This is a genomic window from Kitasatospora sp. cg17-2 (assembly GCF_054031055.1).
The window spans coordinates 6,930,461-6,956,898 of record NZ_CM132923.1 but is presented as its reverse complement, the minus strand read 5'-3'; the positions used below and the strand labels follow the sequence as shown (position 1 = coordinate 6,956,898).

The window sequence follows — 26,438 nt, the reverse complement described above, 5'->3', positions numbered from 1 at the left end:
ACAGCCGTAGCCACTGCCAGGCGGAGGGGGCTCATCGGACGGTCGGGCGCCGGGGCACGTCGGCAAGCTCGCCGTGGTCCTGGCCATCGTCAAACGCAGCGACACCATGCACGGCTTCGTCGTGCTGCCGAAGCGGTGGATCGTGGGAAGGTTCTTCGCCCACCTGATGCGAAGCCGCCGCCTCGTGCATGGCTATGAGCGCTCCACCAGCAGCGCGGAGGCAATGGTCCGCTGGTCGATGACGACGCTCATGACCCGCCGTCCTGCCCGGCCACGCCCTTCGCAAGCGTGAACCGGCCCGGCGCCGACCCGACCAGCCGGCCCCGGGCCGCCAGCCGCCTCCCTCTCGGGACGGCGTCGGCCCTGGGAGGCGGCGGAGCCGTCGTCCGGGGCCAGCACCTCGCCCACGCGCGAGCGGGCGACGGCCCACTCGTTCCACTCACGCCCAGCCACAATCAGCTCGGCGTGGATGCGATCGGCCTCCTCCCGCAGCTCGTCCACCCGGCGGCGAGCGGTGAGCTCACGCCGTTCCAGCACCCCCACTACCGACGGCATCCCCAACCTCCACCCGAGGGACGACACGACACGTCGCCACCGCCGCAGCGCCGCTGAACCTGTGCCGGACCAGCGAAAGCACAGCCATCAAGACCGGAAGGACAAAGGCTTCCGACCGTTCGGGAGGGATTGTTCGCAGCCCGACAGTTGTCGGGCGGAAGCCCCGGGTGTCGGTCCGGGGCTTTCTCGCGTTCCGGGGCTATTCGGCGGGGGTGCCGTGGAGGAGGAGGGGGAGGTGGGTGCCTCGGGTGAGGGCGTCGAGGGCGTGGGTGGTGCGGCGGTGGTGGTCGGGGTGCATGGTGTCGGCAAGTTGGGCGCGGTGGAGCCAGTGGACGGCGGTGACGGTGTGCGGGGGTCGGTGGCGGGCGACGGTGGATTCCTGGGCGGGGGTGAGGCGTCCGCCCCAGTGGACGAGGTGGAGGGCTTCGGGGAGGAGTCTGCTGGGGGTGTGGTCGGTGGCGAGGATCGTGAGGAGGGGGAGGACGAGGCCGGTCTGGGTGTCGGTGTGGCGGCGGGCGGCGTGGTGGGGGAGTTCGTTCGCTTCGGCGGGTCCGCCGGGCAGGACGAGGCCGGACTGGTGGGTGGTGCCGATGGCGAGGAGGGCGCCGTCGCGGTTGAGGATCAGGGCGTGGTGGTGGTGGCGTCGGCGGGGCGGGGTGGCGAGGAGGGTGGGGAGGTGGTGCAGCACGGCGGGGCTCCCGAGGGTGGTCAGTCGTCGGGGTTCTTGGGGGTGAGCCAGGTGAGGCAGGCGGGGAGTCCGGCGCTGATGCCGGTGGCGAGGATGAGGCCGAAGATGAGGAGTTGGGGTCCGAGGGGTCCGTCGTGGATGGGCCAGCAGACGAGGGCTGCGGCGAGGGCGCTGAGGGTGGGGACGACGAGGGCGGCGGTGACGAGCCGGAGGGAGCGGTTCACGCCACGTCGGAGATGCGGGGCCGGCTGGGGTGCTGGACGGTGAGGAAGCGGGGGTTGGGCAGGGCCTGGATGCGGTTGGGCTTGGTGGTCCACTCGCAGCCGCCGGCCTCGTGGCGGAGGTAGACGAGCCCGGCGAGGGTGTCCATGTAGACGGCTTCGAGGGGCTTGCCGGAGGTGTCGAGGTGCGCGAGGTCGCGGACGACCTCGCCGACGGCAGGGGTGTAGACGGGCATGGGGGCTCCACTGGTTGCGCTGTGCGTCTGGATCACTACGACCCGTATCCATAGTGGGGGGGTCGGGGCTACGATCGAAAGCCGCAGAACTGGCGAATTGATTTGCGTTCAATTGAGGCCACCATGAACCAGCGTGAACTTGACTCCTCGTCATCCCCGAGTGCTGCACTTGGCGTTCAACTTCGCAGGTCACGTAACGCGCGAGGGCTGACCCAGACCGAACTTGGTCGAATCATCAACTTCTCTGCGTCCTACATCTCGCGAATTGAACGGGGCGTGGAGCCTCCAAGTCTCAGGCTCGCCCAGGAGGCCGATCGTGCGCTCGACACCGGCGGAACACTTGAACTGATGCTCGATCAGCTCAAACACAGCCTGCTCATCGAAGGTTTCCCGGAGTTCGCCGAACAGGAGGCCCGAGCCACCGCCATAAGGCTGTTCGAGATCGCTGTCGTTCCTGGACTGCTCCAGGTTCAGTCCTATGCCACGGCCTACGAGATGGCCGCAGTGCGACAAGGCGTCTCGACCACGGAACGGGCGGCCGAACGGCTGGCCTTCCTCCGCACCAGGCAGAGCAGACTGTCCGCGAGCCGTCCCCCGAGCCTTCAGGCCGTGCTCGATGCCACCTGCCTGCTCAGGCCGATCGGTGGCCCCGCTGTGATGATCGAACAGCTCTCACATCTGGAGACGTTGGCCGAAAGACCCACAAATGTGCTCCAGATCGCCCCGTTGGAACTCGGCGAGGACAGACCGCTGAACCATCCGCTCGTTCTGCTCACACTTCCCGACCGTCGCATGATGGGCTACACCGAGACCCTCCAGCGTGGGTATCTTGAACGCGATGCCGAGACAGTGGCGGGATGGGTGAGCAACTACGATCGGCTGCAGGTCGAATCGCTCTCGCGAGGAGCGTCACTGACCTTCATCCGCAAAGTACGGAAGGACTTCGAGGATCATGTCCGTTGACCTCAGCGGTGCCCACTGGCGCAAGAGCACCTACAGCAACGGTCAGGGCGGGTGCGTCGAAGTCTCCGACGGTCACGCAGGCGCCATGCCGGTTCGAGACTCCAAGGATCCGCAAGGCCCCTCCCTCCTCTTCCCCGCCGACGCCTGGCGCGCCTTCGTCACCGCCGTCCAGGACGGCGAGTTCGGCGCTATCTGAACTCTCTGAACCACCGGTCGGGCTCATCCCGCTCTCCACCCGTGCGCGTACTCGATGCTCAGCACTCCCGGGCCCTTCACCGGCCCCTTCGCCGTCAGGTCCCCCGCGTGGTGCAACATCACGCTGTCGTACGGCGACCACGGCGCCCCAGCCAACACCCGCGCCGGACCGTCCCGCACCAGCGAATGCACCCGCGCCCCGGTCCACCGGAACGCCGCCGCGCTCCCGGTCAGGAACAACGTCTCGGCCGCGAACCCGAACCTCAACTCGTCCCGCCGCCACTCCTCCGGCTCCGTCTCCCCCGAGAAGTCCGTCTCCGGGATCTCCATCACCTGCGACTGCCCCGCCCCCAGCCTCCCCCGCACCGCCTTCCACCGCGACACCGGAAACCCCAACCCGCCCTGCACCAGCACCAGGTCCACCACCGGCGACTGGAACCACCCCGGCAGCGCACCCGGTCCCTCCCGCTCGGCCCGCAACGGCAGGTACACCAGCGACCGCCGCGACCGCGCCGCCAACCCCCACGCCGCCGCCACGTTCCGGGCCCCCTCCAGGTCCACGAACATGTCCAGCGACCATTCCTTCCGGAACAGCACCGTCCGCCCCGACCGAGGGACGGCCCTCACCACCCGGTACTCCTCGCCACCGTGCCGCACCCGGTGGACCGTCGTCCTCAACTCCACCAGGCAGTCCTACCCCGCCTGTACGCCCTCTGTCCCCCGGGTTTTCCTTCCCCTACCGTGGATCGCAGGCCTACAGAAGGGAACTCCTGGACCATGTCGTGGCGTAAGAGCACTCACTGCGGCCAAGGCGGCGACTGCGTCGAGGTCGCCGACCACCACCCCGGCCTCGTCCCCGTCCGGCACTCCCAGGACCCCGCCGGCCCCGCCCTGCTCTTCCCCGCCGACGCCTGGCGCGCCTTCGTCACCGCCGTCAAGCACGACGAGTTCGACATTCTCTGAACCCGGGCCCCCTCCCCCCGCCGCGTCCGGCTGACCCGCACCCCCTCCGACTGCTTCGATGGGCGGATGCGTGAAGCAGCCGCCCCAACTCCCCCACCACCACCGCTCGCCGAGGTCCTCGGTGTGCGCCGGATCCGGCTCGCCGAGGTCGCCGCTCCTCGCCTCACCGCCGAGGAGCGGCGCGCCCGGGACCAGCTCTGGGCGACCATGGTCCTGGCCAATCCCACCCTCTTCGACGGGCCCGCGGTGGCCTGCGCGGACACCTCGTGGCCAAGACCCGGCGAACTCCACGTCTCCTGGTCCCGGGTGACCTACCGCCACTACGCCCTGCGCCGCGTCCCCTCCGCCACCGCCCCCACCGCCTCGCTCTCCGTCAGCGTCCTCCAGACCACCGACGACGGCCGCCTGCTCGTCGGCCGGATGTCCCCCACCACCGCCGCCCCCGGGCGCTGGCAGTTCCCCGGCGGCTCCGTCGAACCCCCGCCCGACGGCGAGCGCCTCGACCTCGCCGCGCTGCGCCGCAACGCCGTCCGCGAACTGGCCGAGGAGACCGGAGTCACCACCACCCCGGCCGAGTTGGAGCTCCGGGCCGTCACCCGGGGCCAGTACGGCAGCGTCGGTGTGCTCTTCCTCGCCCCGCCCCTCCCCGAAGCGGCCCTGCGCGAGCACTTCACCGCCCTCGCGCCGCCGGAACGGGAACTGGTCGAGCTGGCCTTCGTCCGCTCCCCCGCCGACCTCCCCGGCCTGCCCGGCCCTCACGCCGACTACCTCACCCCGGTCCTCCGCCACCTCGCCCGCCGACAGCCGGGGCGGCGGCAGATGCCCTGACCGGTCGGGACATCCGGCCGCCGGCAGCCGACAGCCGCTTGACCTGAACCTCGGTTGATGTACGAGGGTCGTGCCATCGAACGGCGAGACGAGGAGACTCCGATGACACAGCCCACGATCCTGGTGACCGGCGCGACCGGACGGGTCGGCGGTTCGGTGGTGGCCCAACTGCACGCGGCGGGCGTACCCGTGCGGGCCCTGGTGAGGGGGGAGGCGGACTTCCCGGAGGGCGTGCGGGCGGTGCGGGGCGACCTCGGCGACCCCGCGTCCCTGGGCGCGGCCCTGGAGGGCGTCGACGCGGTGTTCCTGGTGTGGCCGTTCCTGGGCGCCGAGGGCGCGGCGGAGGTGATCGACGCGATCGGGAAGCACGCCCGACGGGTGGTCTACCTGTCGTCCGCCGGGGTCGGGGACGGGAAGGACGCGCCGGGTGACCCGATCACCGCGTTCCACACGGAACTGGAGCGGCTGATCGAGCACTCGGGCCTCGCATGGACGGCGCTGCGGCCGACCGGCTTCGCGAGCAACACGCTGGGTTGGGCGGAGGAACTCCGCACGACCGGCGCGGTCCGGGCGCCGTTGGCGCAGCTGGCCCGCCCGTTGATCCACGAGGCCGACATCGCCGCCGTCGCCGTTCAGGCACTGACGACGGACACCCTGCTCGGCGCCCGCCCCCTGCTCACCGGCCCCGAACTGGTCACCCAGGAACAGCAGGTGGCGCTGATCGGCGAGGCGGTCGGACGGCCGCTGCGGTTCGAGGAGATCGCACCGGCCGAGGCTGCCGAGCGGATGAGGGCCGCGGGCTGGCCGGCGGAGCTGGTGGCGGCCGTGCTCCCGGCCCAGACGGCCATGCTCGACCGCCCGGAGCCCGTCAACGACGCGGTGGAGCGGATCACGGGAATCCCGGCGAGGGCCTTCCGGGAGTGGGCGGTGGACCACGCGGCGGACTTCCGCTGAGCGGGGCGCCGTTCAGCGCGCCGTTCAGAACGCCGCTCAGCACGCCGTTCAGGACGCCGTTCAGACGGCGCCGAAGCGCCGGCGGGCCTCCTCGATCGCATCCAGGTGGCGGTGCGTCCAGTCGCACATGGCCCCCACCGTGGCGCGCAGGGCCCGGCCGGGCTCGGTGAGGGTGTACTCGACGCGCGGCGGCACCGTCGGGTGCACCGTGCGCTCGACCAGGCCGTTGCGCTCCAGCAGGCGCAGGTTCTGGGTGAGCATCTTGTGGCTGATGCCGTCGACCTCCTTGCGCAGCTCGGTGAAGCGCAGGGTGTCGTCGCCGATCGCTTCGACGATGAGCAGCGCCCACTTGTTGGCGATGTCCGAGAAGATCTCCCGCGCCAGCGAGTCCGCCCGCATCGCGTCCGCCCGGTCCGTCGCCATCACCGTCACCGTCGCCGTCGCCGTCGCCGAGCCGTTGACCTGCTTGCTCACCTTGAGGTTCCCCAGTCACCGAAAAGTGCGTTCTTCCACGTCGGCGACCACTCTCCTACGGTGACCGAGTCACCACAAGAGAGCACGAGGAGACGGAAGCCGCCATGGCCATCACCCTGCTGAACCCCGACGGGCTGCCCACGATCGACGTCTACCACCAGGTGGCGGTCACCACCGGCTCGCGGACGGTGTACGTCGCCGGACAGGTCTCCTGGGACGCCGACGGTGCCACCGTCGGCGCGGGTGACCTCGCCGCCCAGGTCGAGCAGTGCTACCTCAACGTCGCCACCGCCCTGGCCGGAGCGGGCGCGACCTTCGACGACGTGGCGAAGCTGACCGTCCACGTCGTCGACTGGACGCCCGAGCTGATGCCCGCGCTCCTGGAGGGCGTCCGGCGCGCCACCGCGAAGCTCGGGACGACCGCCACCCCGCCGGCCACCCTGCTCGGCGTGGCGGCCCTGGACGTGCCCGAGCACCTGGTGGAGGTCGAGGCCGTGGCCGTCCTCTCCTGAGCCGCAGAGCCCTGCGCGGGAAGTCGGACCCGCCGACTTCCCGCGCGGGCGGGACCGGTGCGCCGGGGTGCCGGGGGTGGGAGATCATGATCGCCACCGATGCCCACCGAAAGAACGACCGTGCGATTCCCCTGGCGCCGCCGCCCCACCGCTCCCCTGCCCGCACCGGACGACACCGGCGACGAGCTGCACCTCGCCCGCCGGATCGCCTACCGGGCCGCCCAACGGGACCACCCCTCGACCGCGGAGATCCTGGCAGTCGGTGAGGAGGCGCTGGTGGACGAGGCCGGGTACGCGTTCGCCGTGCGCGTCCTGGAGAACCTCCAGAACCTCACCTCCCACGGCCTCGACGAGTTCCGCTCCCCCGAGGACATCCGCCCGCTGCTCGGCCCCCGGAGCGCGATCTGCTGGGACACCCTGACCGACTTCTGGAACGACGTCGCCGAGTGGAGACTGCACAACGGAGCGCCGTTGGAGTCCTCCGCCCCGCTCCTCGCCGTCGAGAACGAGGAACTGCGGCTGCTCCTGTGGACGTCGAACCGGGCCCTCCCCACCGGCGAGAAGCTCGGGATCGCCGACGCCGTGCGGTACGAGAAGGCCGTCGGGGCGAGCCTGCCCGAGTACAGCCACCTTGCGGCGGCCCTGAGCGCCGCGGGGGAGGGCGGCTCCTGACCCCGCCCTCCCCCTGGCGTGGGCAGTCGGGCCCGCCGACTTCCCACGCGTACTACCCTGCGGGAATGGATCATCAGCAGGACCCGTGGGCGGCGCTCCTCCACCCTCCCGTGCCGTCCGCGCGGCTCGGGCGGGAATGGCTGCACGGGATCGGGCTCAGCGCGGCCGCGCCGGAGGACGTACTGCTCGCCCTTCTCGACGCCGGGCACTGGCACTCCACATTCCTGATGCGCACGAACCTGCCCCCGGCCGTCCTGGACGCCGTCGTGGCCAGCCCGCACCGGCGGGTCTGGGGGCAGGCCGTCGACAGCGGGCAACTCTCGGCCGCCCAGTGGGAACGCCTGCTCACCGCGCGGGCCGGGCAACCGGAGCACACCCTGCTGACGGAACTGGCGGCGGACGCGGCCGCCCACCGCGAGCGGGTGCCCCGGCCGCGGGGCATCGAGCCCGCCCCCGAGACCGACGCCCGGCCGCCCGCGACTCCTGCGGAGATCGCGGCACTGGCCGACGCCGTCCCGGACACCGATCCCCCGGTGCCAACCAGCGCCCTGTGGTGGGTCGCCGCCCTGTTCGACGACCCGGCCGCCATGCGGCAGTTGGCCGGTTCCCCCCGCCTCTGGATCCGCCGCAGCGTCGCCCGCGCGCCCCGACTGCCCGCCGATGTGGTGGAACTCCTCGCCCGTGACGAGGACTTCGCCGTCCGGCTGTTCCTCACCGAATCCTGCGACGACGCCCCGTCCTGGCTGCTGCTCGACCTCTGGGCGGACGGCTGGAACGGCACCTTCTCCTTCCCCGGCCGCCCGCGCAACCACCCCAACTTCCCGCGCGCCGACCTGCTGCGCTTCGCCGACGACCCCCACCCGCGCCTGCGGATGCTCGCCCTCGACGACCCGGCAGCCCCCGCCGCCCTCGCCGAACGACTCGCCCACGACCCCGACCCCGAGGTCCGGTCCCGCGCGGCCGAGGACCCCCGCCTCGCCCCCGCCACAGTCGTCGCCCTCACCACCGACCCGTCCCCCAACGTCCGCCGCCTCGCCCACCGCCACCCGGCCCTGCCCCCGGCGCTGCTGGTCACCCTGCTCCAGGACCCGGCCACCGCCGCGGAAGCCGCCGCCAACCCGGCGGTACCGGCAGCGGTCCTGCACCGCATGATCGCGGCGGCGGCGGAGCCTGCGGAGTAGGAAGTCGGCCCGGCCGACTTCCCGGTCACCAGACGCCCCGATGCGGGCCTGGCTAGGATCGGCGGCGGCGTGGGTGAGGAGCGCGCACGCCGGGGGAGGTGTGCGCGGGATGGTGCGTGACGACGGGTACGGCGAGCGTGGGAAGCGGTTCGCGGAGTATCTCCTCGACGGCATACCCGCGCTGCGGAAGGCGGGGTACACCCCCTACGAGTTCCAGAGGATGGTCAGCACGTCCGGTGGGGTGACCACCGCCAAGCAGCTCCTGGCCCAGGGCAAGCCGTCCACCGGCCTGACCACCCTGTGGATGAAGGAGATGCTCGATTCGAGTGTCGAGTTCGCTGTGTGTCTTCCGTGGTTCAGGGACCACCTGTTCACCTACGAGGAGATCGAGCAGGCCGAATTCCGTCTGACCGAGCGCGGCTTCGACCTGGCCAGGATCCACGCCGTGCCCGTACCGGCCTGGTGCGCGGCGCCGACACCGGAACCGACACCCGAACCTCCCGCCGCGCCGACCTACCGGCAGCGCGTCGAGGCGGAGGAAGCCGCGCAGCTCGCCCGTCCCGCCACGAGCACGGCGCTGACGACCGAGGCGGTGCGCTCGGCCGTGTTCCGCTCGCTGGTCCTGGAACGGGCCGGAGGCCGCTGCGAGAATCCCGGCTGCGGCCACCCCGGCTTCCATGTGATCGGCCGCAACGACATGCCCGTCGTCGAGGTCGACCACGTCCACGGCCTGGGGGAGGGCGGCCCGGACCACCCGGCCAACATGGTGGTGCTCTGCCCCAACTGCCATGCCGTGAAGACCCGGGGGCGGGACGCCGAGGTCGCCGAACTGCGGAAGCTGCTGGCGGGAATCGCCCGGCAGCGGCACGAGGCCGCCATGACGGGGGCCTGAGCACAGCGCGACCGGAAGGGCCCGGGTCGCCGCAGGGCCTCGACGGCTCACCGTCACCATCGACCGCAGAGATGGGTCAAGGAATGCAGGCAGATCTTTCCGAGGAGTCCGTTCCCGACTTCCTCGAACGATTCTTGGGATTCGAGGACGGTGTCATCACCGGAATCTCGATCGCCCTTCCGCGCGGCGATCGCGCCCGCCGAACGATCGAGGTGGAGATCCAGGCGATGGACCGCACCACCCCGGGGGACGACTCGCCGAACAGCAGGCTGCACGGGTGGAAGCTGGTGCGGATCGCGATGCGGGGCATCGACGAGTACCGGCTCTCCGAGAGCCGCCCGTACCCCTTGCAGGTCCTCACGGACGGGCTGAAGCTCGGCTGCTCGGAATGGTTCTTCGTGCTGGACCTGGATCCGGGACCGGATGCGTGGTCGCCCCGGGCGATTCACGACGTTGCCAGCAGTTGGTCCAAGCAGTACGTCGTATCGGAGCGCTGCTCGTTCGAGGTCCTGGACGGCCCCTTCGTCTGACGCAGGAAGTCGGCCCGGCCGACTTCCTACTCCGGGGCGGGGAGGCGGTGCCGGACGTACTCCGGTGCGGCCGGGTCGAGTTCGACGGTGTTCTCATCCAGGCCGTTGGCGATCCGCAGGTGGCCGTCGTCGAACACGAACTCCACGGCCACCATGCCCCTGGCCATGTCGCGGACGTGCTCGGGCGGGGACCACTCCAGCAGGGCCACCTCCCACAACTCCCGGCCTACGAAGGGGGCCAGGCGCTCGTCCTGGCCGGACCACTCGGGTGTGAACTCGAACCACTCCCAGTTCGCGATCGCGACCGTCGTGTCGATGTCGTTCCAGCCGATCGAGAGCCGGTCGAGGTAGCAATGACTCACCTCCACCCGGACACCCTCGAAGTCCAGCACCACCGGACAGTCGGCGAACCAGCTCCCGTCCTCCACGAAGCGCACCACCGCAAAGCCGGTCAGCCGCCGACCGACGAGCGCCGCCAGTCGTGCCCCGTACGCCTCCCGAACCGCCTCGATGCCGAACACGAACGACGGCTCGTAGCCGGTGATCCCCATCCTCATGGAAGGGGAGTCTGCCCGGCGTCCACCCGAGCAGCCATCGGAATTCGGCGGACGATGACCGCTCCTGGAGAGGGAGAGGGGGTGGGAAGTCGGACCGACCGACTTCCCACGCAAGGGCACACCGGCATCAGCGGCGCAGCGTTCGCCGGGCCAGGGCAAGGGTGACCTCGACCGTGTCGCTCCAGGAGCAGACCTCCAGCCAGGAGAGGTGGCCGGACTCGGCGAAGGCCAGGACTTCGCCCAGGCAGTCGCCGGCCTCGGTCAGGATCTGGGCTTCGGCGGCCACCACCGTGCCCGGCCCGAAGGCGGCCGGCCGGACTGCGGACCGGTCGAGGTCGAAGTAGGCCGTGCCGCAGCCGCAGGTGCACCGCCCCGAGACGCTCAGGTGGGACACCTGGGCGCGGAGCGCAGCATGAACCGGATCATCGGCGTCGAGGAGGGCATCGAGCACGTCGGCCACATCGGGGGGAAGGCCCTCGGTCATGGCCACACCGTACGTGACCTCGGGCGTCACCATCGGATGATCGATCCCCGGGGCTTCCCGACCGGCTCCGCTGTCGGCTCAGCGGGCCGACGAGCCCTTGGCATCCGCCGAACGTCATACTGCCTGTCATGGATCGCGAAGAGCTGATCGCCGCCCTCGAACGGCACGGGACCGAGGGGGCAGACCGTGCTGCGCAAGCCCTGCGCGCCGGGACTTCGTTCCGGGTGGGGTTCGCCGGAACGACGGTGCCGGTCGGCGAGATTCTCGACATCTGGACCTGGCGGGCCGCATGCATGGCGAAGGAGGGCATCCTCACCTGTAAGGACTTCGAACAGGGACTGCCCCACCTCTGGCGTGCCGGAGACGCCCTCGTTGCCATGAGGCAGGTGGGAATGGGCGAGGACTCGCACCTGGTGTTCCTGACCCCCGACCTGAGTTCTTGCGTGGCCGTGCTGTAGCGCAGACCGAAGGAAGCCGACGCGGCGAAAATGGCGGGCTCCGCGCGCCCCGGCGGAGCAGAATGCGCAGCATGGCGGACATGGCAGCGTTCCGGGACGCGATCACGGCTTGGGCGGCGGGCGGACCCGGTGGGCCGGCGGGGGAACTGGCCGGGCGGGTGGGGGCGCGGACGGCGGTGCTGGTGGAGGGGCCGAGCGACCTGGCCGCCGTCGGGACGCTGGCCGCGCGCCACGGCCGGGACCTGGCCGGGGACGGGGTGTGCGTCGTCTCCATGGGCGGGGCGATGAACGTAGCCCGCTACGCCGAACTGCTCGGGCCGCCGGGGCTGGGGCTGCGCCTCACCGGGCTGTGCGACGCGAACGAGCAGGGCTTCTACGAGCGCGGACTCGACCGGGCGGGGGCGCCGCGCGAGGACTTCTTCGTCTGTGTGGCGGACCTGGAGGAGGAGTTGATCCGCGCGCTGGGCGTGGCCAGGGTGGTGGAGATCGTCCGGGACGAGGGGGACCTCCCGGCGTGGCAGACCTTCGTCCGCCAGCCCGCCCACCAGGGCCGCCCGGCCGAGGGGCAGTTGCGGCGCTTCCTCGGCACCAAGAAGGGCCGCAAGATCCGCTACGGGCATCTGCTGGTGCAGGCCCTGACCCCCGGGCAGGAGCCGGCCCCGCTGCGCGACCTGCTCGCCGCCGTCTGAGCCGACGGGACAGCGGAACGGGACGGCCGGAACGGGACGGCCGGAACGCGACCGTCAGTACTCGACGGCGTCCAGGTGGTAGGTGGTGTCGACCGAGAACTCGCCGGCCCTCGCCTTGATGGAGAGCACGTACTGACCGGGCGCCAGCGGGTCCAGGGCGCACCACTGGCCCCAGGCGACGCGCGGGATGCCCATCACCAGGAACCGCCTGGACGCGAACTCCTGCACCCGCAGCGGCACACCGTTCAGCGTCGCCTCCGCCCGGGAGGTCTCGACCCGCCACGGCGCGGCGGACAGGCCGAAGGCGAAGCGCTGGGTGTTGAAGACCGGGAAGAAGACCGGCTTCCCGGCGGGGATGGGGCAACGGCGCACCACGCGGCCGCCGTAGGTGCCGGCCAGGAACCAGACGTCCGAGGGCTGGCGCCAGTTGGCGAACTCGCCGGTGGTGTCACCGACGGGGCTGCGCTCCGCCGGGGCCGACAGTGCCCACTTCCACCAGCGCGCCGCGAGCTCCGCACCCCGGCGGGGGTCCACGGTGTCGGCACCGGTCTCGGGGGAGACGGCCTCGCCCACGGTCTGCTCCTTCGGGTCCACGCGCGCACCGCAGATCGGTTCGCCCCGCGACTTTATCCCCTGGGTTCGTCCCCCGGGTGCCGGGCCCTCCGCGCGGGAGGGCCCGGGGCGAACCGTCGGGGGGTCAGGCGATCACGCGGCGGACGGTGACCTCGTACTGGTCGACCGCGCCGTCCCAGCGGACGACGACGGTTCCGCCCTGCGACTCGTCGTAGTCGTCGAAGTCGTCAGCGTCGTAGTCGTCGTCGTAGTCCTCGTCGGGGAAGTCGTCCCCCTCGTCCTCGTCGACGTCGACGTCGACGTCGGCCGGGGCGAAGCGCACGAGGGCGAGGTCGTGGGACTCCTCGTCGCAGAAGGCCGCCAGGTAGTCCCGCAGGGCCGGATCGGCCACACCGGCCACCAGCTCGTGGGCCTCCTCCGCCACCTCGTCGGCGCTGTCGCCGAGGCCGGCCGGGACCAGCTCGGGCGAGGTGGCGTCGGTCAGGCCGGTCGCGGCGCGGAGGGCGTCGAGCAGGGTGTCGCCGGAGGCGATCCGGCCCTGCCAGAGCGTCCACAGCTCCCGGGACAGGTCGGCCGAGGCGAGGTCGACGCCGTGGTGCCCGGCTATCCGGCCCAACTCCGCGCCCAGCAGGGCGCCGCGCCACTGCCCGCCCTCGGACGCCGCGACGGCGGCGGCGAGATCGGCGCCGAACGCGGCCAGCGTGTCGGGCAGTTCGCGCGGGTCGACCCAGAACAGCGACCGGCTCGCGTCGAACACCAACTCGGTCTCGGCGGTGTCACCGGGCGGGGTCAGCAGCAGGTCACCGGGGCCGATCGTCTGCTCCCCCGCGAGCGCCGCCCGGCCGACCCACACCGGGTCGTGGTCGAGCTCGGCCTCGTCGAGGAAGTTGCCGCCGTAATAGGCCCCGTAACGGGCGTCCGCGTCCCCGTGCTCGGCGAGCGGCCGGCCGAGCACCTCCCCGAAAGCCTCGGCCAGGGTGGCCTCCCACTCCGCGGAGCGGCCGGGCGGCGGCGTGCTGTTCTCAAGCGTCATGGCGGGAGTACAGCACGGCCAACCGACAACACCGGCAGGAGGGTTGGGTCAGCGGCCGTAGTCCTTGAGCTCCTCGGTGTCCAGGACCATGTCGAGACCGGGAAGTTCGACCCGCTCGCCGTAGTCGTAGGTCCGGGTCCCGCGGTAGCTGCCCTTGACCGGCTCACTGTGGACGGTGACGGTGTCGTTGTCCCGGTCGACCAGCAGATGGAGCGGGATGCCGCCCTCCGCGTACGCCCGGGGCTTCTCGACCCGGTCCCGCTCGTCGGCCCGCCGGTCGAAGGAGGTGACCTCCGCGACCAGCAGCACACCACGGGAGTCGGCCCACTCGCCCTGCCCGGCAAAGTACTCGGCGGGCGCCAGAGTGCCGTCCGGGCGGGCGGCACCCGGCTGCTGGGCGGCACCGGCCCGGTGGGGCGGGAGGAGGCGCAGGCCCTGCCGACGGAAGAGCCAGAGGTCCGGCCGCCGCTCCGCGCAGGCCCGCTGGAGCCACGCGAGGATCTGACCGTGGTCGCCGTCGGGCGCGGGCCGGACCGCGAGCTCGCCGCCGACGAGCTCCAGTACGACGTCGTGGCGGGCGGCGGTCGCGGCGATGGCCTCGAAGGCGTCGAACCGCAGCCCGACCCGGTCAGCCGGTGGCGCGGACATAGATGTCGGCGGCGCCGGGGAGACCGGCCGGGTCGGGGGCGACGTAGATGCGCCGGGCCCGGTTGCGGGTGGGGTCGGTGACGGGTTCCTCGGTGCCCTCGGGTGTCGGGGTGGGGCTGGGGCCGGGGTCGGCGGCCGGGTCGGCGGCGGGGGCGATGTGCTCCGCGGGTTCCGGGTCGGCGGTCTCGCCGGCGGGCTCGGTGGCCTCCGCCGGGTCGGCGGGGACCGCGTCGGCGTCGGGGGCCGGACCGTCGGTGGGCTCCCCGTCGGGCAGCGCGTCGGGCACCGCGTCGGGCACCGCGTCGGGCAGCGCGGAAGTGGACGGCGCGGCGTCGGCAAGCGCCGAGGGGGAAGCCGACGGCGACGGCGAGGCCGAGGCCGGCAGCGGCGCGCCCAGCTCCGGGGCCGAGGCCGGCTCGTCGCCGCCCAGTGCCTCGGTCAGGTCGGCGGGCAGCGGGGCGACGGCGCCGGGGGCGGGCAGGTCGTACGTGCGCAGGAAGTCGCCGATGCCGACCTCGCGCCCGCCCGCCAGCCGGTAGTGCAGGTAGGCGACCGGCAGGCCGTCCGCCCCGCGCGTGTAGACGGCGCCGACCGGGACGTAGTAGCGGCCCGCGCCCGGGTGCTGGGACGGGTGGAGCCCGGCCAGCAGTTCGGCGCGGTCGCGGTCGGTCTCGATGGCGCCCCGGCCGATGGTGAGCGCGTTGACGCCCCGGACGGCGAGGGCCGCCAGTACCGACACGAAGACCACCAGACCGATCGCGACGGTGCGGCGCAGCACCGGCCGGCCGTGCAGGGCCGGCCAGGATTCGCTGGTCGCACGCTCGGGCGGCGATCCGCCGTCGGGCCCTCGTTGCCTCACTGTTCCCGTTCCCCCGGTCCGTCGTCGTGGTCGCCCGGTAGGGGGCGCGGCCCTTCGTAGTACTCGTCCTGGACCCTACGCTCCGAGTTCCGAATGGGACCAACCACCCCGATCAGCCTCGTGCGCCCCTCCGCTCAGCCCAGGTACGCGGGCGCGACGGCGGCCTCCAGCAGCCGCCCGGCCGCGCCGCTGCCGTCGGCGGGGACGGTCCACAGGTCGGCGCCGAAGTCGCCGGGCATGGCGTAGAGCAGGGTGCGGTCGTCGGACCAGACGGCCTGGTCGTCGATGCTGCGCTGCTCGGCGGTGGCGGTCTCGGTCATGGTGGCGAGGTCGAGGACGTACAGCCGCCAGGGGGCGTCGGCGGAGGCGCCGGGCACCCGCTTCTTGTAGGCGATCCGGGTGCCGTCCGGGGAGAGGGACGGGCACTCGACGTTCTGGTGCAGGGTGGTGAGGGTGCGGGCGGCGAGGTCGCCGCGGACCAGGTAGGTCTGGCCGCCGGTGGCGACGGTGGCGTAGAAGGTGTTGTCGTCGGCGAAGGTCACGCCCCAGACGTTGACGTCCGGCGCCCGGTACGGCTTGCCGTCCTTGACCACGTCGAACTCCTCCAGGTTCTCCCGGAGGTTCCAGTCGCGGACGTCCACGATCGAGGTGCGGGTGGAGAAGTCGGTGCCCGCGTAGGAGTCGCCGCTGACGAAGACGGTCCAGGCGGCGAGGTGGCCGGAGGGCGAGACCCGGGAGCGAGTGGGGATGCCGGCGGCCGGGAAGGAGCGCAGTTCGCGCAGGTGGTCGTCGAGGACGACGGCCCGGTAGGTGTCCTGGAGGGCGCCCCGGTCGGCCCGCAGGCAGATGCCGGTGCCGGCGGCGGCGTAGAAGCGCAGGCACTGGACGCCGGAGGAGGTGCGCGGGCCGTCGGGGTGGCCGGCGGGGACGGTGACGACCTCGTCGCGGTGCGGGCCCCAGGCCATGTTGCGGAAGACCAACTGCCGGGCGGCCGGATCCTTGAGGGTGACCTCGCCCCGGGTGACGACCGGGCCGCCGGCCTGGGTGCGGTCGCGTTCGGCGGAGCGGTCCGAGGCCCACAGGACGGCGCCGGTGCCGACCGCGCCGAGCAGGACGACGGCGACCAGCAGGATCAGCACCCGGGTGCGGTTGGAGAGGGTGGCGGTGGTCACGAGGGCACCTCGGAGTCGTCGGTCGTGGGAGCGGGCCCACCGGGAGCCGCGACGGGAGCGGCAGCGGCGGCGGGCTCGCGCAGGACGAACGCCGCCCCGGTGACGCAGCCGGCCAGCGCCAGCGCCGACCAGGTCAGCGCGGTGGTGCCGCCGACCGCGCTCCACAGCGCGCCGAACGCCAGCGAGCAGGCGAACCGGGCCAGCGCCTGCCCGGTGCCGACCAGGGCAAGACCGGCGCCGCGCCGCTCGGCGGGGACGGTGTCGGCCGCGGCGGCGGCGAGCACACCGTCCGTGGCGGCGTAGAAGGAGCCGTGCAGCAGCAGGACGCAGACCACGGCGGCCGGGCCGTCCAGCGGCGACAGCAGCAGGCCGTAGGCGAGCAGCAGGACGCCGTGCCCGGCCAGGAACAGCCGACGGCGGCCGATCCGGTCGGCGAGCGCGCCGAGCGGCACGGCGAGCAGCAGGAAAGCGCCCGCGGTGCCGAGCGGCAGCAGCGGGAAGTACTCGACGGCGAGGCCGAGCCGGCGCTGCACCAGCAGGTAGAGGAAGGAATCGCTGACGGTGGTGAGGCCGAGCAGCACCGCGCACACGGTGAGCCGGCGCAGGCCGGGGACGCGCAGCAGCGCGAGGCCGTCCCGCAGCCGGGGGCGGGCGTCGGAGGGTGCGGCGCCGGAGGACGGCCCGACGTCGTGGAGCCGGTTCGGCACGAACAGCAGCAGGACGAGCACGCCGAGCACCGCGACGCACCCGCTGACCGCGAACACCGCGTGGTAGCCCTGCTGCTGGCCGCCGTCGGCGAGCATCGGGCCGCCGGCCAGCCGCAGGACGAGGAAGGCGGTGAGCGGGCCGAGCAGCGCGCCCGCCGTGTCCATCGCCCGGTGGACGCCGAACGCCCGGCCGCGGTGGGCCGGTTCGGTGGCGAGCGAGATCATCGCGTCCCGCGGGGCGGTGCGCAGGCCCTTGCCGGTGCGGTCGACGGCGACCACGGCGCCGATCAGCGGCACCGTGTGGACGAGCAGCAGCAGCGGCTTGCAGAGCGCGGACAGTCCGTAGCCGACGGCGGCGACGGCCTTGTGCCGGGGCGCCCCGTCGCGCCCCCGGCGGTCGGCGAGGTGGCCGCCGAGCAGACGGACGAGGGCGCTGAAGCCGTTCTGGATGCCGTCGAGCAGGCCGAAGCCGAGCGGGGACAGGCCGAGGCCGGTGAGCAGGTAGAGCGGCAGGACGGCGCTGACCATCTCGGACGAGACGTCGGTGACCAGGCTGACCACGCCCAGGGCCACCACGGTGCCGGGGACGGCCGCCCGGACGGCGGTGCGGCGTCCGGCGGCGCGCGGTCCGTCGCCGGTGCGGGGCCCGTCGGCCGGGCCGGCTCCGTCGGCGGCCTCCCGCCGCCCCGGCCGGGTCTCGGCCGGGGCGACGGGGGCCTTGGAGCTGCGGGAGTCCGCGACGTACACGGGCGTCAGTTCCAGATGCCGGTGACGGTGGCGGCGGTGGCGGCGTTGCCCGCGTGGCTGGTCAGGCCGGCGAGGTCCTCCAGGGTGCGCAGCACGTTGTAGTGGTTGTAGGTGGTGGCGGTGGTGGAGCCCGGGGTGACGTGGGCGCCGTAGAAGACGGTGGGGATGCGGTTGCCGGCGAGGCGGTTGTCCTCGTCGAAGGTGACCACGAGGAGGCTGTTGTTGGCCTTGGCCCAGGTGGCGTAGGCGCCGAGCTTGTTCTTGATCCAGGTGTCGCCGGTGCCGACCGAGCAGTCGTGCATGTCGTTGCACAGGTCGGGGACGACGAAGGAGACCTTCGGCAGGGTGGCGTAGTTCGTCGGGAACTGCGTCATGGTGTACGCGGTGTTGGTCGGCACGTTGGAGAAGCCGAACCACGGGTTGTGCTTCTGCGCGTACTTGCCGCTGGAACACACGGTCGAGCCCTGGCTCGGCAGGCCCTCGTTGTAGCTGCCCCAGGTCTGGCCGGCGGCGATCAGCTCGGAGGCCAGGTTCGGCTTGTTGATCGAGCCGACGGAGACGCAGCTGTCGTCGGTGCGGCCCTGGTTGGAGCCGGAGAACAGCTGGTAGTAGTTGGGCTCGCTGGGGTGGGTGAGCCCGAACGACTGGGTGAGGGTGGCGCCGCCGGCCGCGAGGGTGTTGTTGATGTACGGGGCGCTGGAGCTGCCGATGACCTGGGTGTAGGCGTGGTTCTCCAGGACGACGACGACCACGTGGTCGGGGGTCGGCAGGGCGGCGGCCGAGGCGGTGGTGCCGGTGGCGGCCCAGAGGCCGAGCGAGCCGGCGACGAGGCCGAGCCCGGCGGCCGAGGCGGTGAGCGTGCGGCGGCGGGGGCGGCTCGGGGCGGCACCCCCGGCACTCGGGGTGGTGGCGCTCATGTCAACAGTGTCCGGAGTTTCGGGCATGGTGTCCTCCGTGTCGCGTCGGGGCCGGCGGCGGGCAGGGCAGGCTCACCCGGCCGCCGGGTACTGCCGGGTGGGAGAGGACCGCCGGTCGGGGCACCGGCGGTTTCGGAGCGCCGCAAACAGTAGGAGCGGCCCGGTGGCGGGGGCCTCGGCGGAGAGGTGAAGAACTGGCGAACAGGGATCGGTGGCCGAGCTTCGCCGCCGGACGGATGCCGGGGAACGTCACAATCGACCCGATTGACCCGTCCGTCGCGGGCGTGGTGGGATTTCCGGCGGCCCCCGACGCCCGGTATCGCCCTGACCTGCGGCATTCCGCCCGGGCGGCGACCGGCGGATTTCGGCCGCTCCCGGTGGCCCCCGGCGGCGGCCGGTGCGGGCCGACCGGCGTCCGGCCCTCGGGCAGGTGTCGGGCGGGTGACGTGGAGGAGCTGGACGTGAGCGGACGGTGAGTACGGGGTGAGGAATCCGGACGGCGAGGGCCGGCCCCTCGTCGGCGAGGGCCTCGTCGTCGGCGGCGACCGGCTCGACGGCGACGACCGGCCCTTCGTCACCGAGGGCCTCGTCGTCGGCGTCGGCGTGCGTGCCACCGCCGCGGAGACGGAACTGCTGGAGCTGGTCCTGCGGGCCCTCGACGGAGCCGGACTGCCCGCCGACGCCGTCCGCGCACTCGCGACGCTCACCGGCAAGGGCGGCCACCCCGCCGTCCGGGCCGCCGCGGCGGCGCTCGGCGTCCCCGTGGCCGAGTACCCGGCCGGGGCGCTGGCCGCCGTCCGGGTGCCGAACCCCTCCGGCACCGTCGGCGAGGCGGTCGGGACGGTCAGCGTGGCCGAGGCGGCGGCCCTGGCGGCGACGGGCGGCGGCGAACTCCTCGTCCCCAAACAGAAGACCGCGTCCGCGACGGCCGCCGTCGCCCGCACCCCCCACCACCGGAACGCAGGAGAGCGCCCGTGACCCCCCACTCCCCCGCCGAACCCGCCGGACCCGCCGGACCCGGCGCGCACGAGCCGCACCAGCCGCACCAGCCGCGCCAGCCGCGCCAGCCGCACGAGCCGGACCTGCGCCACCACGGGGACGCCGAGGTCCGCGCCGACGGCGCCGACCTGGTCGACCTCGCCGTCAACGTCCGCACCGGCACACCCCCGGACTGGCTGCGCACCCGCCTCGCCGCGACCCTCGCCGACCTCGCCGCGTACCCCGACGGGACCGCCGCCCGCGCCGCCGTCGCCGCCCGGCACGGCCGCCCGGTGGACGAGGTGCTGCTCACCTCCGGCGCCGCCGAGGCGTTCGTCCTGCTCGCCCGCGTACTGAGGCCGCGTCACATCACGGTGGTACACCCGCAGTTCACCGAGCCCGAGGCCGCCCTGCGGGACGCCGGACACCCCGTGCACCGTGCCCTGCTCTCCCCCGCCGAGGGCTTCCGGCTGACCGCCGGCGCCGTGCCGGAGGAGTCCGACCTGGTGGTGCTCGGCAACCCCACCAACCCCACCTCCGTGCTCCACCCGGCCGCCGCCGTCGCCGCCCTGGCCCGGCCCGGCCGCACCCTGGTGATCGACGAGGCGTTCATGGACACCGTGCCCGGGGAGAGCGAGTCCCTGGCCGCTGCCCGGGAGCTGCCTGGCCGGGTGGTGGTCCTGCGCAGCCTCACCAAGACCTGGGGGCTGGCCGGGCTGCGGATCGGCTACGTGCTCGGCCCCGCCCCGCTGATCGCCGGACTCGCCGCCGCCCAGCCGCTCTGGCCGGTCTCCACCCCGGCCCTGGTCGCCGCCGAGGCCTGCTCGGCCCCGGCCGCGCTCGACGAGGCCGAGCGGGCCGCCCACGAGCTCGGGCTCCGGCGCGACCACCTGCTGAAGGGACTGGCCGCCCTCCCCGAGGTCCGGGTGCACGGCGAACCGGCGGCGTCCTTCGTGCTGGTCGAGCTGCCCGGCGCGGACACCGTGCGCGACCGGCTGCGCGCACGCGGCTTCGCCGTCCGCCGGGGCGACACCTTCCCCGGCCTCGGCCCGGACTGGCTGCGCATCGCCGTCCGGGACGAGGGCACCACGGACGCGTTCCTCGCCGCGCTCGCCGAGGCCCTGGCCTAGCGGGTCGGAGTCAGGGGACGGCGGGCCGCCCCAGGGCGGCGGAGGTCGCGAACGGCAGCGCTCCCGACCCCGCCCCCGGTCCCGGCCCCGGGACGGTGAGCGTCGGCGTGCCCGAGGGCGTCGTCACCGTCACCGTGATCGGCGCCGAGCGCCCGCCCGAGCCGCCGTCCCCCGAGGTCAGGAGCACCACCGCCAGGGTCGCCCCGGCCATCGCGACCACCGCCCAGCGCGCCCACCGCGCCGTCCGTCCGCCCGCGCTCCCGTCCGTGCCCACGCCCGCCGTACCCTCGCCGTCCGTGCCCACGCCCGCCACGTCCTCGAACTGCCGGTGCCCGCCGCCCATCCCGGTCGCCTCCCCGGACTCGGTGCTGGTACTCATGGGACCTCCTGGAGCGGCAACCGGTTCCGCCTCCCCGGGAAAAGCCCTCGGGAAAAGCCCTCGGGAGAACCCCTCCGGGCAGCCCCTCCGGGCAACCCTCAGGCCACCGGCCCGACCCGGTCCCCGACCCGCACCCGCCCCGGCCGCAGCACCCGGGCGTACACACCCAGGCAGGGCAGCGCCGACATGCCCGGCAGCGGCACCACCCGGTTGCGCTCCGCGGGCACCCGCAGCGCCGCCGCCGAGCGCGGCAGCCCCGGCCCGTGCGCGAGGGTGGGGACGGCGCAGCGCGGCGTCGCCGCCACGACGTGCAGGCGCAGCTCCGGCCCGACCGCCAACTCCCCCTCCACCCAGTCGTTCTCGACGAAACCGGAGACACCGTCGGGAGTCCGCAGCACCAGGTTGGGGCGGTACCGCCCGGCCGCCGCCGCGGGCGCGTCCGCGGCGGCGAGGGCGGCGGTGGTGAGCAGGTGGAGCGGCGCGAAGTCGAAGAAGGTGCCGGACGGCGCGCCGCGTCCCAACTCGCTGACGGTGAAGCCGACCTCGGCGCGCACACCGCGTGCCAGGACCTCCTCCGGGACGGACCGTTCGACGCTCGCGCCCGGCGGCGGCACGTCCACCAGCCGGACCTTGCGGCCGAGCCGCTCCGAGAGCCCGCCCTCGTCGACGGCCCCGCCGTCCGGACCGAGGACGGCCACCCGGCCGCCCGGACCGGTGACCGCCGTGAACCCGAGCACGCCCGCCCACAGCCGGGGGTTCTTGGCGCTCACCACCCGTCCGCTGTCGGCGTCCAGCAGCGCCCACCCGCGGTCGCCGGCGATGCCGCGCTCCGACACCTCCGCCTCCCGGAGGTCCTCGCCGAGCATCGACTTCACCGGGTACCGGCACAGCCGCTCCACCGTGGCCACCAGCACCGCGCTCAGGCCCCCAGCTCGGTCCGGGCCCACTCCCGCAGAGTGTCGAAGTCCTCGGCCCGCAGGCCGACCCCGGGGTGGATCCGGTACGTCGCCGCCGGGCCCGGGTGGTTGGCGGCTATCCACTCGGTGTCCTGCGGGCCCAGTTCGTCGTCCACCCAGACGAAGGGACGCCCGGCCGCCCACTCGACCAGGACCCTGGTCTTCCAGTGCAGGCCGTCCGGGTCCTCGTGGAACATCTTCGGCCAGGCGATGAAGGGGAGTTCGGGCAGGCCGACGAGCGGGCCGATCCAGGTGTTGGCCTCGCCCTTCCAGGCTGTCGCCCAGACCAGTTCGAAGGGCAGGCCGAGCAGCCGGGGGCCGTGGTCGGGGTTGATCCAGAGCCGGATCGGCTCGACCTCCTCGACCGGCTTCCCGGGGAAGCGCGCCAGCAGGAAGTCCGGGCGGACGTGGTGGGTGCCGTATCCGGTGGGCTGTTCCGACGGCTGGGCGGCGAACGGGTTCAGCGGGCCGTCGACGTCGAGGAGGAGCAGCGGGAGGGTGGTCATGATGCGAATGGTCCCGCGCGGTGCGCTTCTTGACCATCTTTTTTGCGACGGCCGGGAGGGCCCGGGGCGGTCCGGAACAGAATCGGGATCATTCCCGCACCGGACCGTGAACGACCCCGGCGTACGGTCGTGCTGCGCCGGTGAGCGACACCGGCAGTCACAACCCTGGGGGATCCGCCATGCGCCCGCGCCGTCTCGTTCTCACCGCCGTCGCCGTCGCGGCCCTCGCCGCCACCGCGAGCGCGTGCGGTCCGGAGAACAGCGACCCCGCCACCTCCGCGTCCGGCCCGGCCACCTCGGCCGCCGCCGCCCCCGCCACCACGGCCCCGGCCGCTCCGGCCGCACCGACCTCCGCCCCGGCCGGCGCGCCCACGTCCGCACCGGCCGCCGCGCCCACCACCGGGAAGCCCTCCGCCTCCGCCCCGGCCGCCGGCACCTGCGCCACCAAGGACGTCGTCCTCACCGCCAAGGCCGAGTCCCAGGCGGGCGGCTACATCCTGATCACCGTCAAGGCCAAGCCCGGTGTCACCTGCACCCTGGCCGCCCGCCGCCCCGTGATCGCCTTCGGCTCGGGCGGCATCGAGGCGGCCAAGGCCGAGCAGACCGCCGCCCAGCCGATCAAGCTCAGCGGGTCGGACGGCGCCTACGCGGGCGTCATGACCAAGACCACCAAGGACAACCAGGCGATCCAGTTCAGCGACGTCATCGTCGGCGTCAACGACCCGGACCCCGACCCGGTCAGCCTGCCGATCGGCCCGACCAACGTGGACAAGCCGATCGTCACCAACTGGCACACCCGGCCCGCGGAGGCCGTGCCGATCCACTGACCGGACCGGCCCGCGCCCGTCGGGCCGCCGCCGGACCGGTAATCGCTGGTCCGGCGGCGGCCGCTCTGCTTGGATCCGGCCATGACCACGGAACTGCCGGACGGCTACGAGATCTCCACCGACCCCGCGCGCCTCGACGCCGCGCTGATCCACCGGTGGCTGTCCGAGGACGCCTACTGGGCACTCGGCCGCAGCCGCGAGAAGCAGGACCTCGCCATCGCCGGCTCGCTCAACTTCGGTGTCTACGAGCGCGCTTCCGGCGCCCAGCTCGGTTACGCCCGGGTGGTCACCGACTTCGCCACCTTCGCCTGGCTCTGCGACGTCTACATCGCCCCGGCCGCCCGCGGCCGGGGCCTCGGCACCGCCCTCGCCGCCGCCGTCCGCGACCACCTCGCGCCCCACGGCCTGCGCCGCCTGCTGCTCGCCACGGCCGACGCCCACCCCGTCTACGCCAAGGTCGGCTTCGAGCCGATGGCGAAGCCGGAGAAGTGGATGGTCCTCGGCCAGCAGTGACGCCCGTGCGCGGTGGAACGGCGCCCCGGAAACGCCCGCAGGGCCTCCCCGTCGTACGGGGAGGCCCTGCGGGCGTACGTGTCGCTACCGGCGGAGAGCCGTGGATCAGACCTGGCCGGCCTTCTCCAGGGCGGCGCAGCAGGTGTTGATCAGCAGGCGGGTGACGACGTAGGGGTCGACGTTGGCGTTCGGCCGACGGTCCTCGATGTAACCCTTCTGCTCGACCTCGACCTGCCACGGGATGCGGACCGAGGCGCCGCGGTCCGAGACGCCGTAGGAGTAGACGTTCCACGGGGCGGTCTCGTGCTTGCCGGTCAGGCGCGACTCGATGTCGGCGCCGTACTGGGTGACGTGCTCCAGGACCAGCTCCTGGGAGGCGCCGAGCGACTCGCAGGCGGTGATGATCGCGTCGTAGCCCTCGCGCATCGCCTTGGTGGAGAAGTTGGTGTGCGCGCCCGCACCGTTCCAGTCGCCGCGGGCCGGCTTGGCGTCGAGGGTGGCGTCGATGCCGAACTCCTCGGCGGTGCGGTAGAGCAGGTAGCGGGCGATCCACATGTCGTCGGAGACGGTCAGGGCGTCGACCGGGCCGATCTGGAACTCCCACTGGCCGGGCATGACCTCGGCGTTGATGCCGCAGATGGCGAGGCCGGCGTCGATGCAGCGGTCGAGGTGCAGCTCGACGATCTCGCGGCCGAAGACCTCCTCGGCGCCGACACCGCAGTAGTAGCCGCCCTGCGGGGCCGGGAAGCCGCCCTCGGGGAAGCCGAGCGGGCGGGAGCCCTTGAAGAAGGTGTACTCCTGCTCGATGCCGAAGATCGACTCCTGCGCCTCGTACTGCTCGGCGACACCGCGCAGCAGGGCACGGGTGTTGGACTCGTGCGGGGTACCGTCGGTCTCGTTGACCTCGCAGAGGACGAGGATGTTGTCGCCGCCGCGGATCGGGTCCTTGACGACCCGGACCGGCTCCAGCACGCGGTCCGAGGCGTGACCCTCGGCCTGGTTGGTCGAGGAACCGTCGAAGCCCCAGGTGGGGATCTTCTCGGCGTTCGGCAGGACACGAGTCTTGGAGCGGAGCTTGGCGGTCGGCTTGGTGCCGTCGATCCAGATGTACTCGGCCTTGATTGCCACGGCGGTGTACCTCGCATAACTGGGTGGTGGGTGCCCGCGTAGCGTTGCAAGGCGCCGTTTCCCGGTTGTTCCTCTCATGTAACGCGCATGTGAACCAACCGTCCGCATTGGCACGGTCACGGTGCGGGAGTGCCGCAGGTGGCACTCCCGCACCCGAGGGGGACCAGGGCTCAGTGGCGGCGGGCGTGGGCCGCGACCGCGCGGCGGCGGCGGGTGCCCCAGAGGGCGAAGGCGCCGCCGGCCACCAGGGCCGCGGCTCCGGCGGCGAGCGGGGCGGTGGCGTCGTTGCCGCCGGTGGACGCCAGGTGGTCCGGCGCGGCGGAGGACGTGCCGGTGCCGGTCCGGCGGGCGGCGGGGGTCGTGCCGGCCGTCTGCGGGGCGGCGGCGCGGGCGGTGCCGGGGGCGGACGGGGCTCCGGAGGGAGCTCCGGACGGGGTGACGTCCGCGACGGGCTGGGCGGCCGGGGTCACGCTCGGGGCGGCGTCCGACGGCGTCGAGGTGGGGGTGGCGGTCGGCGCGGCCGGCACCGGCTTCTCGCAGCTCACCGAGGCGATCCTGATGGTGCCGGTCACCTTGGCGACATTGAGGTTGAGCGGGTCCACCGCCACCTGGACCTCCAGCGCCGAGGCGGCGGCCGTGGTCGAGGTGGTGGTCTTCTTGGAGAACTCCACCGACACGCTGCCGACCAGCGGCACGTCCACCTTGGTCGGCCCGTAGAGGCTGACGGTGACGGACTTGCCGAGCACGGTGAGCTTGGCCGGGGCCACCACGTCGGCGGTCGGCTGCCCGTCGACCGGACAGGTGGCGGTGGCGGTGAGCGCCTCCAGGCCCAGCAGGGTGGTCCCGGGCAGGCCGGGGGCGTGCACATCGGCGTCGGCCAGGGTGACGGAGGCGGTGGCGCCCTTGGCGTCCGTCCTGGTCACCGACTTGCCGACGTCGGCCTTGACCAGGGTGACCGGTCCGGACTGGTCGACGCCGTCGACCTTGGCGGTGAGCACGGTGCCGTCGCGCTGCGCCGGGGACTCCACCTTGTTGAGCGAGACGTTCACCGGGACGTCCACGGCGTTGTTCAACAGGCGGACGTCCAGGTCGAGTTCGGCGGTGACGGCGCGCGCCTTGCCCGGCGAGCCGGGAGCGGCGGTCCCGGTGCCCGGACCACCCGGGGCGCCCGGGGCCGCCATGGCGGTCGGAACGGTGAGCAGTGTGCAGACCGCGACGGCGGCGCTTGCGGAAACGATTCGTCGAGCGGAACGGGAAGAACGGTGGGAACGGGAGGAGCGGTACGAGCGAGAAGACATGGCGGTACCCCACGA

General features: G+C 73.3%; 36 protein-coding genes. 17 read left to right on the top strand and 19 right to left on the bottom strand.

Translation table 11 applies throughout. The features are described 5' to 3' along the window. The first annotated feature begins 73 nt into the window (after window positions 1-73). Window positions 74-292: a hypothetical protein gene (locus ACW14Y_RS29405; protein WP_456988425.1), complete on the top strand. Its 219-nt coding sequence runs from the start codon at window positions 74-76 to the stop codon at window positions 290-292. A gap of 462 nt (window positions 293-754) precedes the next feature. Here the strand turns inward: ACW14Y_RS29405 and ACW14Y_RS29400 are convergent, their stop codons facing one another. The 3 genes from ACW14Y_RS29400 to ACW14Y_RS29390 are packed head-to-tail and all read right to left on the bottom strand — an operon-like array spanning window position 755 to window position 1,700. After that, a complete protein-coding gene (locus ACW14Y_RS29400; RefSeq protein WP_456983913.1) occupies window positions 755-1,243 on the bottom strand; it encodes an NUDIX domain-containing protein in 489 nt (162 codons plus the stop codon). Between the two features lie 20 nt (window positions 1,244-1,263). Continuing rightward, window positions 1,264-1,467: a hypothetical protein gene (locus ACW14Y_RS29395; protein WP_456983912.1), complete on the bottom strand. Its 204-nt coding sequence runs from the start codon at window positions 1,465-1,467 to the stop codon at window positions 1,264-1,266. Then, window positions 1,464-1,700, bottom strand: coding sequence for a hypothetical protein (locus tag ACW14Y_RS29390; RefSeq protein WP_456983910.1), 237 nt, complete (start codon window positions 1,698-1,700; stop codon window positions 1,464-1,466). Before ACW14Y_RS29390 ends, ACW14Y_RS29395 begins: the two co-directional genes overlap by 4 nt. A 123-nt stretch (window positions 1,701-1,823) precedes the next feature. Here ACW14Y_RS29390 and ACW14Y_RS29385 point away from each other — a divergent pair, with 123 nt between their 5' ends. Then, on the top strand, window positions 1,824-2,663 hold the full coding sequence (locus tag ACW14Y_RS29385; RefSeq protein ID WP_456983909.1) for a helix-turn-helix domain-containing protein: 840 nt from the start codon (window positions 1,824-1,826) through the stop codon (window positions 2,661-2,663). After that, entirely contained in the window at window positions 2,653-2,859 is a 207-nt protein-coding gene (locus ACW14Y_RS29380) for a DUF397 domain-containing protein (protein ID WP_456983907.1), read from the top strand. The genes ACW14Y_RS29385 and ACW14Y_RS29380 overlap by 11 nt, the downstream gene beginning before the upstream one ends. A gap of 23 nt (window positions 2,860-2,882) precedes the next feature. Here the strand turns inward: ACW14Y_RS29380 and ACW14Y_RS29375 are convergent, their stop codons facing one another. Next, window positions 2,883-3,542 (bottom strand): hypothetical protein, encoded by a 660-nt coding sequence (locus ACW14Y_RS29375; protein ID WP_456983906.1) that lies wholly within the window; start codon window positions 3,540-3,542, stop codon window positions 2,883-2,885. 93 nt (window positions 3,543-3,635) lie between these two features. On the opposite strand from ACW14Y_RS29375, the gene ACW14Y_RS29370 reads away from it, so the two are divergent. From ACW14Y_RS29370 to ACW14Y_RS29360, 3 genes are all read left to right on the top strand, one after another. Further along, window positions 3,636-3,821 (top strand): DUF397 domain-containing protein, encoded by a 186-nt coding sequence (locus tag ACW14Y_RS29370; RefSeq protein WP_375978825.1) that lies wholly within the window; start codon window positions 3,636-3,638, stop codon window positions 3,819-3,821. Window positions 3,822-3,887: 66 nt separating this feature from the next. Further along, window positions 3,888-4,649, top strand: a complete 762-nt coding sequence (locus ACW14Y_RS29365) for an NUDIX hydrolase (protein ID WP_456983905.1) — start codon at window positions 3,888-3,890, stop codon at window positions 4,647-4,649. A 102-nt stretch (window positions 4,650-4,751) separates the two neighbouring features. Further along, entirely contained in the window at window positions 4,752-5,603 is an 852-nt protein-coding gene (locus ACW14Y_RS29360; protein ID WP_456983904.1) for an SDR family oxidoreductase, read from the top strand. A gap of 60 nt (window positions 5,604-5,663) precedes the next feature. Here the strand turns inward: ACW14Y_RS29360 and ACW14Y_RS29355 are convergent, their stop codons facing one another. Continuing rightward, a complete protein-coding gene (locus ACW14Y_RS29355; RefSeq protein ID WP_380303007.1) occupies window positions 5,664-6,026 on the bottom strand; it encodes a winged helix-turn-helix transcriptional regulator in 363 nt (120 codons plus the stop codon). A 155-nt stretch (window positions 6,027-6,181) separates the two neighbouring features. Here ACW14Y_RS29355 and ACW14Y_RS29350 point away from each other — a divergent pair, with 155 nt between their 5' ends. From ACW14Y_RS29350 to ACW14Y_RS29330, 5 genes are all read left to right on the top strand, one after another. After that, window positions 6,182-6,589 carry a RidA family protein gene (locus ACW14Y_RS29350; protein WP_380302946.1) on the top strand — a complete coding sequence of 136 codons (408 nt, stop codon included), beginning with the start codon at window positions 6,182-6,184 and terminating at the stop codon, window positions 6,587-6,589. Between the two features lie 120 nt (window positions 6,590-6,709). After that, window positions 6,710-7,261 (top strand): hypothetical protein, encoded by a 552-nt coding sequence (locus tag ACW14Y_RS29345; protein WP_380302944.1) that lies wholly within the window; start codon window positions 6,710-6,712, stop codon window positions 7,259-7,261. 65 nt (window positions 7,262-7,326) lie between these two features. After that, window positions 7,327-8,442 carry a hypothetical protein gene (locus ACW14Y_RS29340; protein ID WP_456983902.1) on the top strand — a complete coding sequence of 372 codons (1,116 nt, stop codon included), beginning with the start codon at window positions 7,327-7,329 and terminating at the stop codon, window positions 8,440-8,442. 109 nt (window positions 8,443-8,551) lie between these two features. Next, complete coding sequence (locus ACW14Y_RS29335) at window positions 8,552-9,334, top strand: HNH endonuclease (protein WP_456983900.1); 783 nt, start codon at window positions 8,552-8,554, stop codon at window positions 9,332-9,334. 71 nt (window positions 9,335-9,405) lie between these two features. Then, entirely contained in the window at window positions 9,406-9,864 is a 459-nt protein-coding gene (locus ACW14Y_RS29330; protein ID WP_456983899.1) for a hypothetical protein, read from the top strand. Between the two features lie 26 nt (window positions 9,865-9,890). Here the strand turns inward: ACW14Y_RS29330 and ACW14Y_RS29325 are convergent, their stop codons facing one another. Together ACW14Y_RS29325 and ACW14Y_RS29320 are read right to left on the bottom strand one after the other, a co-directional pair. Beyond that, a complete protein-coding gene (locus ACW14Y_RS29325) occupies window positions 9,891-10,421 on the bottom strand; it encodes a hypothetical protein (RefSeq protein WP_456983897.1) in 531 nt (176 codons plus the stop codon). A gap of 127 nt (window positions 10,422-10,548) precedes the next feature. Next, on the bottom strand, window positions 10,549-10,905 hold the full coding sequence (locus ACW14Y_RS29320) for a hypothetical protein (protein ID WP_456983896.1): 357 nt from the start codon (window positions 10,903-10,905) through the stop codon (window positions 10,549-10,551). A gap of 128 nt (window positions 10,906-11,033) precedes the next feature. Between ACW14Y_RS29320 and ACW14Y_RS29315 the strand changes: the two genes are divergently transcribed. Together ACW14Y_RS29315 and ACW14Y_RS29310 are read left to right on the top strand one after the other, a co-directional pair. After that, the gene (locus ACW14Y_RS29315; RefSeq protein WP_380393131.1) at window positions 11,034-11,363 is read left to right on the top strand and encodes a hypothetical protein; all 330 of its coding nucleotides are present in this window, start codon (window positions 11,034-11,036) and stop codon (window positions 11,361-11,363) included. 71 nt (window positions 11,364-11,434) lie between these two features. Continuing rightward, window positions 11,435-12,052, top strand: coding sequence for a TOPRIM nucleotidyl transferase/hydrolase domain-containing protein (locus ACW14Y_RS29310; protein ID WP_402723623.1), 618 nt, complete (start codon window positions 11,435-11,437; stop codon window positions 12,050-12,052). 54 nt (window positions 12,053-12,106) lie between these two features. Here the strand turns inward: ACW14Y_RS29310 and ACW14Y_RS29305 are convergent, their stop codons facing one another. The 7 genes from ACW14Y_RS29305 to ACW14Y_RS29275 form a co-directional block, all read right to left on the bottom strand. Beyond that, on the bottom strand, window positions 12,107-12,646 hold the full coding sequence (locus ACW14Y_RS29305) for a hypothetical protein (RefSeq protein WP_380302930.1): 540 nt from the start codon (window positions 12,644-12,646) through the stop codon (window positions 12,107-12,109). Between the two features lie 103 nt (window positions 12,647-12,749). Then, window positions 12,750-13,658 (bottom strand): hypothetical protein, encoded by a 909-nt coding sequence (locus ACW14Y_RS29300; protein ID WP_456983893.1) that lies wholly within the window; start codon window positions 13,656-13,658, stop codon window positions 12,750-12,752. Window positions 13,659-13,706: 48 nt separating this feature from the next. After that, a complete protein-coding gene (locus ACW14Y_RS29295; protein WP_456983892.1) occupies window positions 13,707-14,306 on the bottom strand; it encodes a Uma2 family endonuclease in 600 nt (199 codons plus the stop codon). Further along, the gene (locus tag ACW14Y_RS29290) at window positions 14,287-15,165 is read right to left on the bottom strand and encodes a hypothetical protein (protein WP_456983891.1); all 879 of its coding nucleotides are present in this window, start codon (window positions 15,163-15,165) and stop codon (window positions 14,287-14,289) included. Before ACW14Y_RS29290 ends, ACW14Y_RS29295 begins: the two co-directional genes overlap by 20 nt. Before the next feature lie 134 nt (window positions 15,166-15,299). Continuing rightward, the gene (locus ACW14Y_RS29285; protein WP_380302922.1) at window positions 15,300-16,337 is read right to left on the bottom strand and encodes a TolB family protein; all 1,038 of its coding nucleotides are present in this window, start codon (window positions 16,335-16,337) and stop codon (window positions 15,300-15,302) included. Beyond that, a complete protein-coding gene (locus ACW14Y_RS29280; RefSeq protein ID WP_456983889.1) occupies window positions 16,334-17,791 on the bottom strand; it encodes an MFS transporter in 1,458 nt (485 codons plus the stop codon). The genes ACW14Y_RS29285 and ACW14Y_RS29280 overlap by 4 nt, the downstream gene beginning before the upstream one ends. A gap of 5 nt (window positions 17,792-17,796) precedes the next feature. After that, window positions 17,797-18,708 (bottom strand): alkaline phosphatase family protein, encoded by a 912-nt coding sequence (locus tag ACW14Y_RS29275; RefSeq protein ID WP_380302918.1) that lies wholly within the window; start codon window positions 18,706-18,708, stop codon window positions 17,797-17,799. A 483-nt stretch (window positions 18,709-19,191) separates the two neighbouring features. On the opposite strand from ACW14Y_RS29275, the gene ACW14Y_RS29270 reads away from it, so the two are divergent. Beyond that, window positions 19,192-19,686, top strand: a complete 495-nt coding sequence (locus ACW14Y_RS29270; RefSeq protein WP_456983887.1) for a cobalamin biosynthesis protein — start codon at window positions 19,192-19,194, stop codon at window positions 19,684-19,686. Window positions 19,687-19,790: 104 nt separating this feature from the next. Further along, window positions 19,791-20,816, top strand: a complete 1,026-nt coding sequence (cobC, locus tag ACW14Y_RS29265) for an Rv2231c family pyridoxal phosphate-dependent protein CobC (RefSeq protein ID WP_456988279.1) — start codon at window positions 19,791-19,793, stop codon at window positions 20,814-20,816. Window positions 20,817-20,826: 10 nt separating this feature from the next. On the opposite strand, the gene ACW14Y_RS29260 is transcribed toward cobC, so the two are convergent. The 3 genes from ACW14Y_RS29260 to ACW14Y_RS29250 form a co-directional block, all read right to left on the bottom strand. Beyond that, complete coding sequence (locus ACW14Y_RS29260; protein ID WP_456983885.1) at window positions 20,827-21,195, bottom strand: hypothetical protein; 369 nt, start codon at window positions 21,193-21,195, stop codon at window positions 20,827-20,829. A gap of 98 nt (window positions 21,196-21,293) precedes the next feature. Then, a complete protein-coding gene (locus ACW14Y_RS29255) occupies window positions 21,294-22,142 on the bottom strand; it encodes an MOSC N-terminal beta barrel domain-containing protein (protein WP_380302912.1) in 849 nt (282 codons plus the stop codon). After that, complete coding sequence (locus ACW14Y_RS29250; protein WP_380302910.1) at window positions 22,115-22,657, bottom strand: hypothetical protein; 543 nt, start codon at window positions 22,655-22,657, stop codon at window positions 22,115-22,117. The genes ACW14Y_RS29255 and ACW14Y_RS29250 overlap by 28 nt, the downstream gene beginning before the upstream one ends. A gap of 179 nt (window positions 22,658-22,836) precedes the next feature. Here ACW14Y_RS29250 and ACW14Y_RS29245 point away from each other — a divergent pair, with 179 nt between their 5' ends. Together ACW14Y_RS29245 and ACW14Y_RS29240 are read left to right on the top strand one after the other, a co-directional pair. Then, window positions 22,837-23,484, top strand: coding sequence for a hypothetical protein (locus ACW14Y_RS29245; protein ID WP_456983882.1), 648 nt, complete (start codon window positions 22,837-22,839; stop codon window positions 23,482-23,484). Between the two features lie 81 nt (window positions 23,485-23,565). Then, window positions 23,566-23,997 carry a GNAT family N-acetyltransferase gene (locus ACW14Y_RS29240; RefSeq protein ID WP_380302905.1) on the top strand — a complete coding sequence of 144 codons (432 nt, stop codon included), beginning with the start codon at window positions 23,566-23,568 and terminating at the stop codon, window positions 23,995-23,997. 105 nt (window positions 23,998-24,102) lie between these two features. On the opposite strand, the gene glnII is transcribed toward ACW14Y_RS29240, so the two are convergent. Together glnII and ACW14Y_RS29230 are read right to left on the bottom strand one after the other, a co-directional pair. Beyond that, the gene (gene glnII / locus ACW14Y_RS29235) at window positions 24,103-25,125 is read right to left on the bottom strand and encodes a glutamine synthetase GlnII (protein WP_340634169.1); all 1,023 of its coding nucleotides are present in this window, start codon (window positions 25,123-25,125) and stop codon (window positions 24,103-24,105) included. 170 nt (window positions 25,126-25,295) lie between these two features. Then, on the bottom strand, window positions 25,296-26,423 hold the full coding sequence (locus ACW14Y_RS29230) for an SCO1860 family LAETG-anchored protein (protein ID WP_456983880.1): 1,128 nt from the start codon (window positions 26,421-26,423) through the stop codon (window positions 25,296-25,298). Window positions 26,424-26,438: the final 15 nt, after the last annotated feature.